Raw genomic sequence first — 15,590 nt, 5'->3', positions numbered from 1 at the left:
TATTCTTAATTTTCTACTGATATACCTACGTCTGTAACACCCTCTAAGGATCTTACCCCATCGATATTTCCGTTCTTACGCATGGCGTGAAAGATCTCCATGCGGTAGCTTCCGGTATCCGGAAAGCGAACAGCCTCCTTATACCACAGCTTACTCTCTTTAAGATCGGTAAAGCCTTGTCCCAGCCATTCCCCATCGGGTTTTGCCATTTCGTACTCCAGCGTATCAGTGATCACCTTTCCATCCGGGAATTCCATATTCACGATCAGGAAAAGATTGCTAAAGGGATAGCGCTCATCGTTACGAAGGTTAATGAATACATCGTAGGTGTTAATGGTATCGGGTGCTTTAAATGTAAAGCTCACCGCTTTATCCTTTTCCCACCCGTCCGGTAAATTACTGTAATCTGCGAATTCGACCTTGTTATTGCTGCAACTGCACAGCGTGAGGAGAAGGCCGATCAAAACGGTGTATTTAAGCATTTCGGGGATTTCTGCGATTATTAGGTTTTCTGTTGCCTTTCCCTTTAGGAGCCGCCCCTTTATTACCTCCTTCTTTATTCCAGGCAGACTGAGCTTTCGGAGCGGACTTTTGTTTTTTCGGGCGATTACCGCCCTTACCTGATGCAGGCCGATTTCCATCCTTTCCGGCTGAAGGACGATTTCCATCCTTTCCGGCTGAAGGACGATTTCCACCCTTACCTGATGCAGGACGTTTTTTATTAGGTCGACCACCTTTTTTACGTCTTTTCGGACGATCAAAACGGGTAAGGCTATCCTGACCTACAACGTTCTCAAATTCCTTTTTATTTTGTTCGGGAAGGTCTAAAGAGAAATCTTCAAGACTGGCTACTTTATCACCTTCACGGTTTTTCGCTATGACCTTGTTAGCCTGCTCTACAGATAGCATATGCCATTTCGCCCAGTCACCTTCATAGGCATACCACATAAGCCCTTTAAAGATGTCGATCTTTTGACAAACCCCTAGCCCCTTTTCGGTATCTAGTTTAATATCCTGTTTCGGAAACTCCCTAAGAGCATCGAGATAGGCGTCCAGCTCATAGTTCAGACAACACTTCAGCTTACCGCATTGTCCGGCAAGCTTTTGCGGGTTGAGGGACAATTGCTGGTATCTGGCGCTGGCGGTATTAACCGATCGGAAATCGGTAAGCCAGGTCGAACAACACAGTTCTCTCCCGCAGGAACCAATGCCCCCCAGACGCGAAGCCTCCTGTCTGTAACCGATCTGACGCATTTCGATTCGCGTATTGAACGCACGCGCCATATCTTTAATAAGCTGTCTGAAATCTACACGCCCTTCTGCCGTGTAATAGAATGTGGCCTTAGAACCATCTCCCTGAAACTCCACATCAGAGATCTTCATCTCCAGGCCAAGCCTGATAGCGATCTCCCGCGAGCGTTTCTGCACAGCAGCTTCACGGTCTCTGGCCTCCTGCCAGATATCGATATCTTTTTGAGAAGCCTTTCGGTAAACTTTTGGCAGGGCAGGGTCATCGGGTTTCACCCCTTTTTTGGTCATCTGCACCTTTACCAGTTCTCCGACCAGGGTTACGATACCCACATCATGGCCGGGACTGGCCTCAGTAGCCACCACATCACCCATGGAAAGGGTTAACCCTTCTGTATTCCGAAAAAATTCTTTTCTGCTATTTTTAAAACGGACCTCCACACAGTCAAAAGGCTCATGACCATTGGGGAGTGTCATATTGGAAAGCCAATCAAAAACAGTAAGTTTATTACAACCATCGGTGCCACAAGTACCATTGTTCTTACAGCCACGAGGTTGTCCATCCTTACCGGTTGAACAACTGCTACAACCCATATATCTATATATCTTGATCCGAAAATGCCCGCTTACCGGTCATTCCGGAGAAAGTTCATAATTAAATTTACTATCTCGTAAAGATAAGATTATTTCCTGACAACGAAAACCAACTATTTCTTAAAAGGAAGCGCTTCAGACCGACCTTTTTTAAAGATCTTATTGCCGTTATCCTTCCCTTTTCGTAGTCGTTTTTGTTCTTCCAAAGGCAAGGCAATGATCTCCTTACACTCATCCGAGCAACAATTATCCATGGCTTGAGCACAGTCGTCGCATTGGATAAAAAGCAAATGGCATCCATCGTTAGCACAATTCACATGCGTATCGCAAGGTTTACCACACTGGTGACAATGGGCGATCACGTCGTCGGAAACACGCTCTGCCCGGCGCTCGTCAAAAACGAAGTTCTTCCCGATAAATTTATTTTCAAGCCCCTGCTCTTTTACCTGTCGGAAGTAATTGATCACCCCGCCTTCGAGCTGATAAACATTCTTAAAGCCTTTATGCTTGTAATAGGCACTGGCCTTTTCGCAACGAATTCCTCCGGTGCAATACATCACGAGATTCTTGTCGTCCTTATGCTCTTTAAGGTCATTTTCGATAATGGGCAAGGATTCACGAAAGGTATCTACATCGGGAGTTAACGCATTCTTGAAATGTCCGATCTCGCTCTCATAATGATTGCGCATGTCGATAACCACGGTGTTAGGATCTTCTATAATATCGTTAAAACGCTCGGCATTGAGGTGCACCCCGATATTGGTCACGTCAAAAGTACTATCGTTAAGTCCGTCTGCCACGATCTTATGGCGCACTTTGACCTTAAGCTTAAGGAAGGAAAAATTATCCTGTTCGATAGCGATATTAAGACGTACATCCTTTAAAAAGGAAATCCCGTCAAGATGGTCTTTAAAGGTTTCGAAATTCTTTGCCGGCAGCGAGAGCTGGGCATTGATACCCTCGTGTGCTACGTAAATACGCCCAAGCACCTCCATGGCATTCCAGGCCATGAAAAGGGCATCCCTGAATTCCTGAGGATCTTCGATCTTCGCGTATTGGTAAAAGGAGATGGTCAACCGGTCTTCCCCGGCGCGTTCGATCAATTCCCGGCGCTCTTCTGCGCTTAGTTTATTGTACAGTTGCATGCTATACGTTAATTTTAATTCTTTTTCAGCTGCAAAAATAAGGCATTTTTAACCCTCCTGAAAATCATTCCACACCGCATTTCACCTCTACACTAAAGGTTTTCAGTACGTTGTGTGTTTGGATTATTTCCTTATAAGTGGATATTTTCCATAATTTTTCCTTGTTTTCTGATTGCCCGATAAAAAATAAATAGTATTTTAGCACCATTCACAAAATTAAATCACACCGTACATGAGCTCGGAAAAAGATGCGAAATTAAAAGCACTGAAACTTACCCTTGACAAACTCGATAAGACCTATGGTAAGGGTGCCGTAATGAAAATGGGAGACAGCGTAGTTCAGGATGTAGAAGTGATCCCTACCGGATCTATCGGACTGGACATCGCATTAGGCGTAGGAGGATATCCAAAAGGAAGGATCGTTGAGATCTACGGACCTGAATCTTCCGGTAAGACCACGCTAACACTCCACGCTATTGCCGAAGCTCAGAAGGCAGGTGGTATCGCCGCCTTTATCGATGCGGAACACGCCTTTGACCGTTTCTATGCAGAAAAATTAGGTGTAGACATCGACAACCTCATCATTTCCCAGCCTGACAACGGGGAACAAGCTCTGGAGATCGCAGATAACCTGATCCGTTCGGGAGCCATCGACATTGTCATCATTGACTCTGTTGCTGCACTTACTCCAAAGAGCGAGATCGAAGGGGAAATGGGAGACTCTAAAATGGGACTTCATGCACGACTTATGTCACAAGCATTGAGAAAGCTTACCTCGAGCATCAGTAAGACCAAGTGTACCGTGATCTTTATTAACCAGCTGAGGGAAAAGATCGGAGTGATGTTCGGAAACCCTGAAACCACTACGGGAGGTAACGCCCTTAAATTCTACGCCTCTGTGCGTCTGGATATTCGCAGATCTACACAGATCAAAGACACTTCGGGAGATGTATCCGGTAACAAAACCCGTGTTAAAGTAGTAAAGAACAAGGTGGCTCCGCCATTTAAATCTACAGAATTCGACATCATGTACGGAGAAGGGATATCCAGAATCGGGGAGATCCTGGATCTCGGTGTCGAGTACGATATCATCAAAAAGAGCGGTTCATGGTTTAGCTACGGAGACACCAAACTTGGCCAGGGTCGCGATGCGGTAAAAACCCTGCTCAAGGATAACCCGGAACTTCTTGAAGAACTCGAAGAGAAGATCAGGGAAGCGATCAACGCGCTTAAGGAATAAAACCAACTAATCTATCATATGATACCCTCAGGAAGTGCTTCACCTTCTGAGGGTATTTTTTTATGCACTAATCGCATTCTAAAGAAAGCAACAACCAACCCGTCACAATCTTTATGACAACAACTTGCCAACAAAAGGGGAAGCCACTCCCTGGTATCTATAAAAGTACAACCCTTCACCCCTGTTGATTTTAACATCATTGCAAGGCGCTTATTTTGAGAACTTTACCTATATTGGATTAAGAATCCTTAAAAAACGAAGACGATGAACATGCTGAAGAAATTTTTGGTGCTCACCCTCTTTAGTGCCCTTGCATTATCGCTTCATAGTTGTAATAATGACGATGATGACGGCACGAGATATTACCTGGAGGCCCTGGAAGTAGTTGCCGCAGATCTGCCCACCTCATTTGTTCGAGGCGGTACCTACCGCATTTATGTAGACATGAGGCTACCGAGTAATTGCCATTTCTTTGAAGGCTTTGATTTTCAACAAACCGGTGACACCATGACCGAAAGGACTATTTATCCGATTGCTGCAGTGCTGGACCGAACAGATTGCCAGGAATACGATGCACGCAATACCGACGCCTATTTTAATTTTCAAGTGTTATTTACCGGCACCTATGTGTTTAAATTCTATGCCGGTCAAGATGAGAATGGCGAAGAACAATTCCTTATTTACGAAGTACCGGTAGCCCGCTCCAATTAAGTATGATTGCCGGCAGCATCTTCTAGCAGATCATTCAAAATAAGTTCGCGGCATTCCTTTTTAAGTTGCTGCCTTGAAGACAGGTCCAATCCTGAGGTAGCCAAAAAGCGATGGACCTTCACCCGCAACTTCCCGGGGCCACCCTTAAAAAAGGTCCACGGGAATCGTTTTTTATTATCGTAAAAGGTCATAGGTACCACAGGTATTTGATGTTCGATGGCCAGCTTAAACGCGCCGTCCTTAAACACATCGAGCACCACTTCTTCTTCCGGCACACCACCTTCGGGAAAGATACACACACTCAATCCCTGACCTAGTCGCCTTTGTGCCCGTATGTAGACCCCACTTCGACTACGCGCCGAAGACCGGTCTACCATAATACAAACCCTTTTATAGAAAAATCCGAAAACCGGGATCTTTACCAATTCTTTCTTTCCAACAAACACAAAAGGGTTCTTACTTGCACGAAGCATAAGCATAATGTCGGTCATCGATGTATGATTGGCCACCAGCATATAACTCTTTCCCTTCTCCATAACCTCTTCCCTTTCAAACTTCGGCACAAAGCCCATCCCGTAGAGCACGATATTTGCCCAAATATTTCGGGCAACCCAAAAGAACTGGGGATACAAACGCTCTGACGAACTCAACACTAACAGTACAGGGAAAAACAGAATGATAGGCACAGCTACCAGCACGTAGAACCAAACGCGATAAAAAACGAGAAACAGGTTTCTTAAGAGGGTTAGCATAGGTATTAACTTGTCGCGGGAGCTACAAACATAAACGAATAAATCAAATCACCCCAATAAATATGGGGTTGGCAGTTTTTAATGTGTGTCGCGATACTTAACTTTGCGCGTCTAGTATCAAATCTGATTAAAATGGCAAGAATTCTTACAGGTATACAAAGTACCGGGGTACCCCACCTGGGCAATTTACTGGGAGCGATCATCCCGGCAATAGAAATGGCAAAAGATCCAAATAACGATTCTTTTCTCTTTATTGCCAACCTACATTCGCTCACCCAGATCAAAGAGGGCGAAACGCTACGGGAAAACACCCTGGCTACTGCTGCTGCCTGGCTAGCCTGCGGATTGGATACTGAAAAGACCGTTTTTTACCGTCAGAGTGATGTACCGCAAACCACCGAGCTCACCTGGTACCTGAGCTGCTATTTCCCTTATCAAAGACTAACCCTGGCACACTCCTTTAAGGACAAAGCCGACAGGTTGGATGATGTGAACACCGGATTATTCACCTATCCGATGTTAATGGCAGCCGACATCCTTCTTTACGACGCAGAATATGTACCTGTAGGTAAGGATCAGCTACAACACCTTGAAATGACCAGGGATGTGGCATCAAGAATTCACAACAAAGTGGGTGAGATCTTTGTGATGCCCGAGGCACGTGTACAGGAAAACACCAAACTCGTACCTGGAACCGATGGTGAAAAAATGAGTAAATCCCGCAACAACATCATCAACATATTTCTTCCAGACAAAAAGCTGCGTAAGCAGGTAATGAGCATTACCACAGACAGCACCCCTCTGGAAGACCCCAAAGACCCGGACACCTGTAATGTCTTTGCACTGTTTCAGCTTATGGCCACTGAAGAGCAAACAGCAGACCTGAGGGCAAAATACCTTGCCGGCGGATTTGGATACGGACATGCCAAACAAGCGCTTTACGAACTTATCCTGGAAAAATTCGCCCAGGAAAGAGAACGATTTAACCACTACATGGAAAACCCTGAAGAAGTAGACCGCATTCTTACTGCGGGTGCTGCCAAAGCTTCGACCGTAGCCAATGGCGTGCTCGATCGTGTGCGCGAAAAAATGGGATACTAGATCAGGTTAGTTCGTATAATTTTCCCGGAAGAGGCCTCACCACCCCTTTCATCTCCATCGACAATAGTGTCGATGACAATTTGTGTACGGGAATTTCACAAGAAAAGGCCAATTGATCCAATAACATTTTCCCGCCACTACTCAAAGTAGCAAAAACCGTTTCTTCAACGGGATCAAGGTCCGGAAAAAGTTGCTTTTGTACAGGTGCAGACACCTTGCGATCTTCAGGATCCCAACCCAACATAAACGCAAGGTCGGCAGCGCTCTCCAGCAAATGCGCCTTTTGCGCCTTGATAAGCATATTGCATCCCCGACTGTATGTATCTGATGGTCTGCCGGGCACTGCGAATACTTCTCTGTCATACGAATTAGCGATATCGGCCGTTACCAGGCTACCTCCTTTTTCGGCCGATTCGATAACAACCACAGCCTCCGAAATTCCGGCTATGATCCGGTTACGGCGCAGAAAGTGATCTCTTTCCGGCATTACCCCAAGCCAGAAGTCGGTGATAAATCCGCCATTCGCCATGACTTGCTCATTAAACCGGGAGTGAGCCGAAGGATAGGTCGTATCCAGACCATGAGCCATACACGCTATGGTCTGCAATCCTTGATCCAGAGCAGCCCTGTGTGCACAGATATCGGCACCGTAGGCATACCCACTAACGATGGTTGGCTCCAAAGGCGCCAACGCTTCGATGAACTGCTCACAAAATTCACGTCCTCCCCGGGTAAGTCTGCGCGTACCCACGACACTGATCATTCTCCTCGCCCTAAGATCGGCCTCTCCTTTTACAAACAGCAACAAGGGTCCATCCGGACAATGTTTTAACCGATCGGGGAAATCAACATCGATATACGTGACCACCCTTAGTCCGGAATTTTGAATGGCGACAAGTTGAGATTCGGCAGCGCGCAGATGTTGCGGATCCAATAGCTTTTGAATGATAAAAGGCCTCACACCCTCAATACACCGAAGTGACGAAGGCGACGTTTTAAAAACCGCCTCTGCACTGCCACAGGCAGCGATGAGCTTTCTCGCGGTAAGGTCGCCCAACCCCTTGACATTTTGCAATGCCAATAAAAAAATTAACTCTTTAGAATACTCCATTAAACTGATTTTTAGACCGTTCAAAGCGGGGGTGGGTAAGTGTTAATAAAATTAGGATAACAAAGTGAAAATCTCTAGCATTTTTTTACATCTTTGTTTTATGCGAATAGAAAAATACATCAGTGACCTCCTTTATCGTTATCAATGTGTAACCGTACCCGGACTCGGAGCATTCCTTGCCAGGTACCAATCGGCAAAGGTGCATCAAACCACCAATGCTTTTTATCCACCGTCAAAAGAGATCTCTTTTAACGGACAGCTACGCACCGATGACGGACTGCTTACCAAGCATGTTGCACAGGTCAATGATATCGCATACGAAGAGGCGTCTGAAAAGATCGCGAAAGTGGTTAGATCCTGGGGTTCTAAAATGGCAGAGGGCCAAACCATTTCTCTGGAAAACATCGGAGACATCTGGTACAATGAAGAACAGAAGATCCTTTTCCAACCTTCAGACCATGTAAATTACCTCACGAGCTCTTTTGGACTTTCTACGTACGTAGCACCCGCTGTTACAAGAGAAGTATTGAAGGCAGAGGTGGAAGCACTGGAAGAGAAAGCGCCGATCGCATTTACTCCGGAACGCCGTAAAGAAGCGTCTCCGCTGCTTAAGTACGCCGCCATTTTCCTGTTAAGCCTTTCTGCAGGAACTATCGGCTACAAACTTGTGGAGCGCGACTACAACAATCGCATGGAAGTTGCCCAGCAACAGGCACAGGAGCAGGTCGAGAAAACCATTCAGCAAGCCACCTTCTTTGATACCTCACCTATCGAACTACCCGCTGTGACGCTTGAACTGCACCAGGCCGATCTGAAATACCACATTGTAGCCGGCGCATTTCGCGTTGAAGCCAATGCACAAAACAGAGTACATGAGCTCGAAGCCAAAGGATACAATGCACGCCTTATCGGGGTGAACAAATACGGCCTGCACCAGGTTGCGTATTCGAGCTTTGCGGATGTTGACGAAGCCCTTTCTTATCTCAGAAAGATCAAGAAAGACGAGACTTCAGATGCATGGCTCCTCGTTGACTAATACCCCTCTATTTTACAACAGATCAGCAACAGCTTGCACATAGGCAAGCCTGATGTTTTACGATTACAATGCATCTCTTCATAAAGCTTTCCCTACTTACAGTAAGGATCGCGCTACTGAAGTTCGTATCTTTATTTTAAGGAATTTGCTTATCAGCTAAAAGTCACCTAATCCTTAAAACAAGAGCATCATGCCACGCACTTACACCACCCTCATTTTCTTCCTCTTCACCCTATTGATCGCCGAGATCAGAGCCCAGCAATTCGATCTTGCAAAAGATGTCGTTTGGTCCAACGCCCCCGAAGCCACCCTCCACATGGATATTTACAGTCCGCAGAAACCCGATGAATCCTTGCCCGTCCTTATTATTTACCACGGCGGTGGCTGGCTCATCAACAATAAATCGATCATGGACGAGATGAGCGCTTATATGGCGACAACAGGAAAATTCGTGGTTTGTAATGTTGACTATCGCCTTCTTACCGCCAACAACAACACAACGGGCATGCATGAGATCATCGAAGATGCCATGGGCGCCGTTCTTTGGATAAAAGAACACATCACCAAATATGGTGGCGACCCGAACAGGATCGCGGTTACCGGCGACAGTGCCGGAGGTCACCTGGCAGCCATGGTGATCAATGGAGCATCTGCATTAGGTAGTTGCGGACTCACCACCGATCACCTGTGTTTTAGCCCTACGTTCCTGCCTGAAGGCGTAACACCCGAAATGGTAAGATCCCGGAATATGTTGGAAGTACAGGCAGCCATCCTTAGCTATCCCGCAGTAGACATACATATAGCAGCCATAGGGAACGGACCGGGAACCGGATTTGAGAGTCCTTCCAATTTCTTTTGGCAAATGGGTAACGGAACAGCCAGAGGTATCTTTGGCGACAGCATCAACGTAGCAGACCATCCTCAACTTTACAAGGCAGTTTCACCTATGTATACCATTCCCGAAGACCGCAAGCACCCTCCGGTTTTTCTTCATGTAGGAGAAAAGGACAACACCACCACTCCCGAAAGCATAAAAGCCTATGAAATGGCCATTGCAGCAACCGGAGCCCAAACACTATTCAAGATATACCCGGGAAAACCTCACGCCTATCTGGATTCGGGAAACAACGAATACCTCGGGACGAGTTTTGAGAAGGATGCCATAATCCCGATAGAAGACATGATAACCTTCCTAAAAGGGGTTTTTTACAACTAGAATACACCCTCAAAAGCAGAAACACCCGCTTAAGATTTCATATTTGCTGTAACAGACGGTATCTTTGCACAAAAGTTCACAAAAATGAAGGCAAAGACACCGAATGAATCCCGTACCGTAATGACCGACCTGGTACTCCCCAGCGAAACCAATCCGCTAAACAACCTTTTCGGTGGAGAACTTCTCGCGCGTATGGATAGGGCAGCGAGTATTACCGCCCGAAGACACTCCCGCAGGGTATGCGTAACCGCCTCTGTAAATCACGTAGCCTTTAATCGTGCCATCCCTCTGGGCAGTGTGGTTACGGTAGAAGCCAATATCTCCAGAGCCTTTACCAGCTCTATGGAGGTGTTTATTGATGTATGGACCGAAGATCGTGAAAGCGGTAACCGCACCAAGGCCAATGAAGCCATTTACACTTTTGTTGCCGTAGATGAAACCGAAAGACCGGTAGAAGTGCCTCCTGTACGACCGGAAACAGAGCTTGAAAAAGAGCGTTTTGCCGCCGCCCTTAGAAGAAAGCAGCTCAGCCTGGTTCTTGCAGGAAAAATGAAACCCCAGGACGCTAAAGAACTAAAGGCGATCTTTGATTAACAAAGACCGCCTTTATATATAAACTTAATGGCATTGCTCCTGATCAGGAAAGTCCGCTGATATTTCCGTCAGCATCGATATCCATTCCTTCTGCTGCCGGCACTCCCGGCAGTCCGGGCATACGGAGTATATTTCCGGCTATAGGCACGAGGAATCCCGCTCCTGCGGCGATCTCGAATTCCCTGATATGTATATCGAAGTCTTTAGGCCTTCCCAGCAACTTCTCGTCGTCTGAGAGCGACTTTTGTGTTTTTGCGACACACACAGGCATCTCTCCGAATCCCAGCGCTTCAAAACGCCTCAACTGACTTTTAGCCTTATTCGAAAGGATCACATATTTAGCGCCATACACAGTACGACAGATCTTTTCGATCTTATCGCGTACCGGGTCTTTGAGGTTATACGTTGGCTTGAATGAAGCCGGAGCATCGGTGATCACATCGGCAACGGCCTGTGCAAGCTCTGTGGTCCCTTCACTTCCTTTAACGAAGCCTTCGCTCACGGCTACCTTTACCCCGTATTGGTCGCATACCTTACGAAGCACTTCCACTTCCTCATCACTGTCAGACTGGAAACGATTGATACACACCACAGCAGGCACTTCAAAACTGGCAATGGTCTCCAGGTGCTTACGAAGGTTTTCGGCTCCTGCCTCCACGGCCTTCGCATCGGGCTCCTGCAATTCAGAAAGCGCTCTCCCTCCGTGGTATTTCAAAGCGCGGATGGTAGCCACAAGGACCACAGCCTTAGGGGCGATCCCTGCATTCTGACATTTGATATTAAAGAACTTCTCCGCACCCAGGTCTGCACCAAATCCGGCCTCGGTAACCACATAATCGGCCATCGACATCCCCATTTTGGTAGCGATCACACTATTGGTTCCCTGCGCAATATTTGCAAACGGCCCACCGTGTATGAACGCAGGAACATTTTCCAGGGTTTGCACCAGGTTGGGCTTGATCGCATCTTTAAGCAAGGCAGCTATGGCACCCTGAGCATTCAGGTCTCTCGCGTAGATCGCTTTACCGTCAAAGGTATCTCCCACATAGATATTCCCGAGACGCTCCTTGAGTTCGGCCATATCGTTACTAAGACACAAAATAGCCATGATCTCTGATGCGGCAGTAATATTAAACCCTGTTTCCATTGGAATACCACCCGACTTACCTCCAAGGGCACTTACGATCTTACGAAGTGATCGATCGTTCATATCCATACACCGCTTCCACAACACGGTACGGGGATCGATACCCAGGCTACGGGTCTTACTTTGAATATTATTATCGATAAGGGCTGCCAGCAAATTGTTGGCTTTTTCGATGGCAGAGAAGTCACCGGTGAAATGAAGATTGATATCCTCCATAGGCACAACCTGAGAATAACCACCACCGGCTGCCCCTCCTTTGATCCCGAATACCGGACCCAGCGAAGGCTCCCGAAGCACCACGGCAACTTTTTTACCCAATCGGGAAAGTCCGTCAGCCAGCCCGATCGAAGTGGTGGTCTTACCTTCTCCGGCAGGGGTAGGCGTAATCGCGGTAACCAGGATCAGGTTACTGCGGTCTACAGCAGTATCGTCGATTAGTGAAAGAGGAAGTTTAGCTTTGTACTTCCCGTATTGCTCAAGATCGTCTTCCGAAATTCCCAGTTTGGCGGCAATATTTCGAATATGATCCAGCTTCGCCTTTTGAGCGATCTCTATATCTGATAACATATTATTTGGATTTAATTTATAAAAGTGCTTACTCTATTACACATTTGCTAAAAATACCAGCTATTTTCAACAAAACACCAAACAAATGTCAGTTTTGATCACTGCTCAGACTACGAAGTATTACATTCGGTATATCCAGTTAGAAGGGTTGTCGATCTTATTGTTGTCGTAGATCATAAATTTAAGGAGGGTCTCATTGGTCACGTTATTGGTAAACACCTCTCCGATCTGTTCTTTTGTAGACACCTTGTCGCCTTCTTTTACAAAGACCTTACCCAGGTTGTTGTATACCGAGATATAATTACCGTGCTGGATTAGTACGGCCTTATTCCCCCCTTTATAACCGGTAACGGCAAGCACCTTACCATTGAATACCGACCGGGCCTTTGACCCTTTTTCGGTAGCGATACGCACCCCGTTACTCTTGATCTTAACCGAACGTACTACGGGGTGTGGCTGGGTACCAAAGCGCATTTTAATGACCCCCTTTTCTACCGGCCATGGCAACTTACCCTTATTTTGACGGAAGTCGTTACCAACGAGCTTCGCCTCGGCAGTAAGGGCAAAACTGGTCGCAGATGCCTTTTCGCCTTTCTTACGGTTTTCACGATTGGAACGTGCTATAGCCTCCCGAACCAGCTTATCGATCTCCCTGTCGATGGCATCCGATTCTTTTTGCTTCTGACGGATACGGGCAGCGTATTCTCCCTCTTTTTTCTTGATGGAATTTACCAATTCCCGTTGTGCCCCGAGCTCTTTCTCCAGGTCCTTCTGCACCAGGCGATTCTCGGCAAGCAATTGTTCTTTTTCCTTGCGCTGAACAATAAGATCGTTGTTGAGCTCTTTAAGCTTTTCTGTTGTTTTGAGGATCTCCTGCCCCTGCTCTTTGCGATATGCTGCATATTGCTGCATATACTTTACCCGTTTAAAGGCCTGCTGAAAACTCTCTGATGAAAGCAAGAACATGAGTCGGCTTTGCTGAGAACGGCTCTTATACGACTTTTGGATCATGGCCGCATAGTCTTGCTTAAGCGTCTCCAACTGGGAGCGCAGCGACGTTATTTCGTTAAGATTGCTATTGATCTGGCGGTTGAGGAGGTTAGCCTGCTGATTAGTCACTTTTACCAACTCTCTGCGCACCCTGATCTTTTGGTTGAGATCTTCGAGCTCTTCAAGTACCGATTTTCGTTCCTTGCGCTGCTGAGACAGCAAAGAATTGATCTGTTTGATCTCTTGTTGTAAGCGTTCTTTTCGGGCTTCGAGCTTCTTCTGCTCTGCCGTTTGCCCATAGGCACCCCCAAGGGCAAGCATTACTAACAACAAGGTAAAAACGAGGCGCGATCTGAGGTTATTCATAAACTTAATCCAGTTCTACAGGCTTAAATCCGCTGGGGATATTATACGGAAAGTTCAGCTTTTGGTCGAATTCCAGATTCCGGTATTCGATATCGATAGTGGTTACCGAAGGGCCGTCTTGAGCATTAAGTACGATCTTATCGGGCACCACCTTGCCACCTACATCCTGATAACTTTCATATGCAATATTAAGAATTCTTCCTTTTTCCGGCTGCGAAAGTTGTTGCAGGGCTATTTTATAATTGCTGGGCTCGAGCAGAAATAAGAGCTTGAATAGCTCCAGCTCCTTATCAGGCTTCAGTTGGTACCTGTTCTGCGCCACAGAAGCGGTATAACGTTGTTCCTTGAGGTCAAAGATAGACTGACCAAGCAATAGGTTCTGAACCATGTAAAAATCGACCTCCGTGCCGAGGATCTTATTGAGCAATTCAAAATCGCCGTCAAAATAGGTATTATCGAGCTTGTTGTAAAAACTCACCCTTTCCGGAGTAATAAGGACCTTCACCACCGAAAGGGTAGCCGACAACCAGATAGCCTCATCCTTTTTCATTCGAAGACTAAGGGCAAAACCCTGATCGGCCTTCCCGTCGTCGTAATCCACCTTAACACGTGCTCTCAACGTTTCAAAGTCCAGATCGTTCTTGTAGTGATTTCTAATGATCTGCTTGGCATTGAGCTTACCGTCTACCTCTCCTGAAGCTACAGCCCTTTTTGAGCCACAAGACGACAACACCAATAAAACCAATGTCGCCGCTAAACTTCCGGCGACCAATGACCTTAGCGATCTACGATCCTTTCTGTCCGATCCTGTTTTCAAGTTCCTTTCGTTTTTTCTCGTTCCCTAATTGTTCATAAGCCTCCTTCATAAGCCTGTAGAAGGACAACTCCAATTCATTATCCTCCAATAAGTAGGCCAAACCTTCTTCTGCAACTTCCAATGCTTCTTCCGGGGCATTTGTTCGCAACAGCGCCAGGCCTTTAAAGTAATAAAACTCCGGTTGTGCCGGAAAATTGCTCACGGCCTCAGTACTTTGCTTTAAAAGTGACTCGTAGTCCCTGTTTTCTGCAAGCACGGCCAGGGATCTCCTGAAGCCATCGACAGTTTGTAACACCTCGGTTGCGGGCGTATCAACTTCCGGAGCTTCTTTCATAACCACCGGGTTTGCACTGCTATCCCGTAATTGCTGAATTCGCGCACGCAGTTCTTCTGTTTGCACCGGGGCATGCTTTAGGATCTCCTCATCTGCCAAAACCAGTTCTGCCCGGTCAAGGTCTTCGGCTCTTATGCACAATCCTGCCAGCAAAAGCGCTTGCTTCCAACCCTGATCCCGATACTGCTCTGCCAGGCTAACGGCTTTCTCCGGAGCTTTCTGATCGAGATACAATTGCGCTGCCGCGTGAAGATACCACACATTAGTTGGGTCTTGTTCCAGGGCATTGACCAGATGAGACTGAGCAAGGCTATATTGCTTTTGCTCGAGGTAAATTCGTCCCAATTCATAATACACCGCGGGTTCGTCGGGTCGCATCTCCTTGCATTTGGAGAGCAAGCCCAGGGCTTTATCGAGGTTGCCAATGCCCTTTTCTTTAAGGGCTTCAAAAAAGCTTTCCTGAAACGCATCCTCAACACCTTCGGTAGCAAGGTCGGCGCTACCCTCTTCCTGGCCCATAACGATCAATGGAATACACCACAGCGCTGCCAGTAAAAGTATTGTTATGCTACGAACCCGGGTTATCATGAAAATCCAATTCTGCTTATTCAGGTGCGCCGA

General features: G+C 46.7%; 15 protein-coding genes. 6 read left to right on the top strand and 9 right to left on the bottom strand.

Going from position 1 to position 15,590, the window contains the following annotated elements; translation table 11 throughout:
* Window positions 1-5: 5 nt before the first annotated feature.
* From IS446_RS03300 to trhO, 3 genes are all read right to left on the bottom strand, one after another.
* Window positions 6-482, bottom strand: coding sequence for a gliding motility lipoprotein GldH (locus IS446_RS03300; RefSeq protein WP_203058570.1), 477 nt, complete (start codon window positions 480-482; stop codon window positions 6-8).
* Window positions 475-1,842, bottom strand: coding sequence for a PSP1 domain-containing protein (locus IS446_RS03295; RefSeq protein WP_203058569.1), 1,368 nt, complete (start codon window positions 1,840-1,842; stop codon window positions 475-477). Before IS446_RS03295 ends, IS446_RS03300 begins: the two co-directional genes overlap by 8 nt.
* A 113-nt stretch (window positions 1,843-1,955) precedes the next feature.
* Window positions 1,956-2,987: an oxygen-dependent tRNA uridine(34) hydroxylase TrhO gene (trhO, locus tag IS446_RS03290; RefSeq protein WP_203058568.1), complete on the bottom strand. Its 1,032-nt coding sequence runs from the start codon at window positions 2,985-2,987 to the stop codon at window positions 1,956-1,958.
* 232 nt (window positions 2,988-3,219) lie between these two features.
* Here trhO and recA point away from each other — a divergent pair, with 232 nt between their 5' ends.
* A complete protein-coding gene (recA, locus tag IS446_RS03285; protein ID WP_203058567.1) occupies window positions 3,220-4,227 on the top strand; it encodes a recombinase RecA in 1,008 nt (335 codons plus the stop codon).
* A 270-nt stretch (window positions 4,228-4,497) separates the two neighbouring features.
* The gene (locus IS446_RS03280) at window positions 4,498-4,938 is read left to right on the top strand and encodes a hypothetical protein (RefSeq protein ID WP_203058566.1); all 441 of its coding nucleotides are present in this window, start codon (window positions 4,498-4,500) and stop codon (window positions 4,936-4,938) included.
* Here the strand turns inward: IS446_RS03280 and IS446_RS03275 are convergent.
* Window positions 4,935-5,690 carry a lysophospholipid acyltransferase family protein gene (locus IS446_RS03275; RefSeq protein ID WP_203058565.1) on the bottom strand — a complete coding sequence of 252 codons (756 nt, stop codon included), beginning with the start codon at window positions 5,688-5,690 and terminating at the stop codon, window positions 4,935-4,937. The genes IS446_RS03280 and IS446_RS03275 overlap by 4 nt on opposite strands.
* A 132-nt stretch (window positions 5,691-5,822) precedes the next feature.
* Between IS446_RS03275 and trpS the strand changes: the two genes are divergently transcribed.
* Window positions 5,823-6,791 (top strand): tryptophan--tRNA ligase, encoded by a 969-nt coding sequence (gene trpS, locus IS446_RS03270; RefSeq protein ID WP_203058564.1) that lies wholly within the window; start codon window positions 5,823-5,825, stop codon window positions 6,789-6,791.
* 1 nt (window position 6,792) lies between these two features.
* Here the strand turns inward: trpS and dprA are convergent, their stop codons facing one another.
* The gene (dprA, locus tag IS446_RS03265) at window positions 6,793-7,902 is read right to left on the bottom strand and encodes a DNA-processing protein DprA (protein ID WP_203058563.1); all 1,110 of its coding nucleotides are present in this window, start codon (window positions 7,900-7,902) and stop codon (window positions 6,793-6,795) included.
* A gap of 100 nt (window positions 7,903-8,002) precedes the next feature.
* On the opposite strand from dprA, the gene IS446_RS03260 reads away from it, so the two are divergent.
* The 3 genes from IS446_RS03260 to IS446_RS03250 all read left to right on the top strand — a co-directional run bounded on the left by IS446_RS03260 (window position 8,003) and on the right by IS446_RS03250 (window position 10,748).
* A complete protein-coding gene (locus IS446_RS03260; RefSeq protein ID WP_203058562.1) occupies window positions 8,003-8,938 on the top strand; it encodes an HU domain-containing protein in 936 nt (311 codons plus the stop codon).
* Between the two features lie 190 nt (window positions 8,939-9,128).
* Window positions 9,129-10,154, top strand: coding sequence for an alpha/beta hydrolase (locus IS446_RS03255; protein WP_203058561.1), 1,026 nt, complete (start codon window positions 9,129-9,131; stop codon window positions 10,152-10,154).
* A gap of 84 nt (window positions 10,155-10,238) precedes the next feature.
* On the top strand, window positions 10,239-10,748 hold the full coding sequence (locus IS446_RS03250; protein ID WP_203058560.1) for an acyl-CoA thioesterase: 510 nt from the start codon (window positions 10,239-10,241) through the stop codon (window positions 10,746-10,748).
* Between the two features lie 43 nt (window positions 10,749-10,791).
* Here IS446_RS03250 and IS446_RS03245 read toward each other — a convergent pair whose 3' ends face one another.
* The 4 genes from IS446_RS03245 to IS446_RS03230 all read right to left on the bottom strand — a co-directional run bounded on the left by IS446_RS03245 (window position 10,792) and on the right by IS446_RS03230 (window position 15,557).
* On the bottom strand, window positions 10,792-12,462 hold the full coding sequence (locus IS446_RS03245; protein ID WP_203058559.1) for a formate--tetrahydrofolate ligase: 1,671 nt from the start codon (window positions 12,460-12,462) through the stop codon (window positions 10,792-10,794).
* Between the two features lie 120 nt (window positions 12,463-12,582).
* A complete protein-coding gene (locus IS446_RS03240) occupies window positions 12,583-13,818 on the bottom strand; it encodes a murein hydrolase activator EnvC family protein (RefSeq protein ID WP_203058558.1) in 1,236 nt (411 codons plus the stop codon).
* 4 nt (window positions 13,819-13,822) lie between these two features.
* On the bottom strand, window positions 13,823-14,635 hold the full coding sequence (locus tag IS446_RS03235; protein WP_235996382.1) for a DUF4292 domain-containing protein: 813 nt from the start codon (window positions 14,633-14,635) through the stop codon (window positions 13,823-13,825).
* Window positions 14,604-15,557, bottom strand: coding sequence for a tetratricopeptide repeat protein (locus IS446_RS03230; RefSeq protein WP_203058557.1), 954 nt, complete (start codon window positions 15,555-15,557; stop codon window positions 14,604-14,606). Before IS446_RS03230 ends, IS446_RS03235 begins: the two co-directional genes overlap by 32 nt.
* Window positions 15,558-15,590 lie beyond the last annotated feature (33 nt).

The sequence above is a fragment of the Robertkochia sediminum genome (assembly GCF_016786255.1).
GTDB lineage: Bacteria > Bacteroidota > Bacteroidia > Flavobacteriales > Flavobacteriaceae > Robertkochia > Robertkochia sediminum.
This window is presented reverse-complemented; position numbering and strand designations above follow the sequence as displayed.

Excerpts from the sequence above, each read along its gene's own strand:
- IS446_RS03300 (WP_203058570.1), bottom strand. The coding sequence starts at position 482 with ATGCTTAAATACACCGTTTTGATCGGCCTTCTCCTCACGCTGTGCAGT.
- IS446_RS03295 (WP_203058569.1), bottom strand. The coding sequence starts at position 1,842 with ATGGGTTGTAGCAGTTGTTCAACCGGTAAGGATGGACAACCTCGTGGC.
- trhO (WP_203058568.1), bottom strand. The coding sequence starts at position 2,987 with ATGCAACTGTACAATAAACTAAGCGCAGAAGAGCGCCGGGAATTGATC.
- recA (WP_203058567.1), top strand. The coding sequence starts at position 3,220 with ATGAGCTCGGAAAAAGATGCGAAATTAAAAGCACTGAAACTTACCCTT.
- IS446_RS03280 (WP_203058566.1), top strand. The coding sequence starts at position 4,498 with ATGCTGAAGAAATTTTTGGTGCTCACCCTCTTTAGTGCCCTTGCATTA.
- IS446_RS03275 (WP_203058565.1), bottom strand. The coding sequence starts at position 5,690 with ATGCTAACCCTCTTAAGAAACCTGTTTCTCGTTTTTTATCGCGTTTGG.
- trpS (WP_203058564.1), top strand. The coding sequence starts at position 5,823 with ATGGCAAGAATTCTTACAGGTATACAAAGTACCGGGGTACCCCACCTG.
- dprA (WP_203058563.1), bottom strand. The coding sequence starts at position 7,902 with ATGGAGTATTCTAAAGAGTTAATTTTTTTATTGGCATTGCAAAATGTC.
- IS446_RS03260 (WP_203058562.1), top strand. The coding sequence starts at position 8,003 with ATGCGAATAGAAAAATACATCAGTGACCTCCTTTATCGTTATCAATGT.
- IS446_RS03255 (WP_203058561.1), top strand. The coding sequence starts at position 9,129 with ATGCCACGCACTTACACCACCCTCATTTTCTTCCTCTTCACCCTATTG.
- IS446_RS03250 (WP_203058560.1), top strand. The coding sequence starts at position 10,239 with ATGAAGGCAAAGACACCGAATGAATCCCGTACCGTAATGACCGACCTG.
- IS446_RS03245 (WP_203058559.1), bottom strand. The coding sequence starts at position 12,462 with ATGTTATCAGATATAGAGATCGCTCAAAAGGCGAAGCTGGATCATATT.
- IS446_RS03240 (WP_203058558.1), bottom strand. The coding sequence starts at position 13,818 with ATGAATAACCTCAGATCGCGCCTCGTTTTTACCTTGTTGTTAGTAATG.
- IS446_RS03230 (WP_203058557.1), bottom strand. The coding sequence starts at position 15,557 with ATGATAACCCGGGTTCGTAGCATAACAATACTTTTACTGGCAGCGCTG.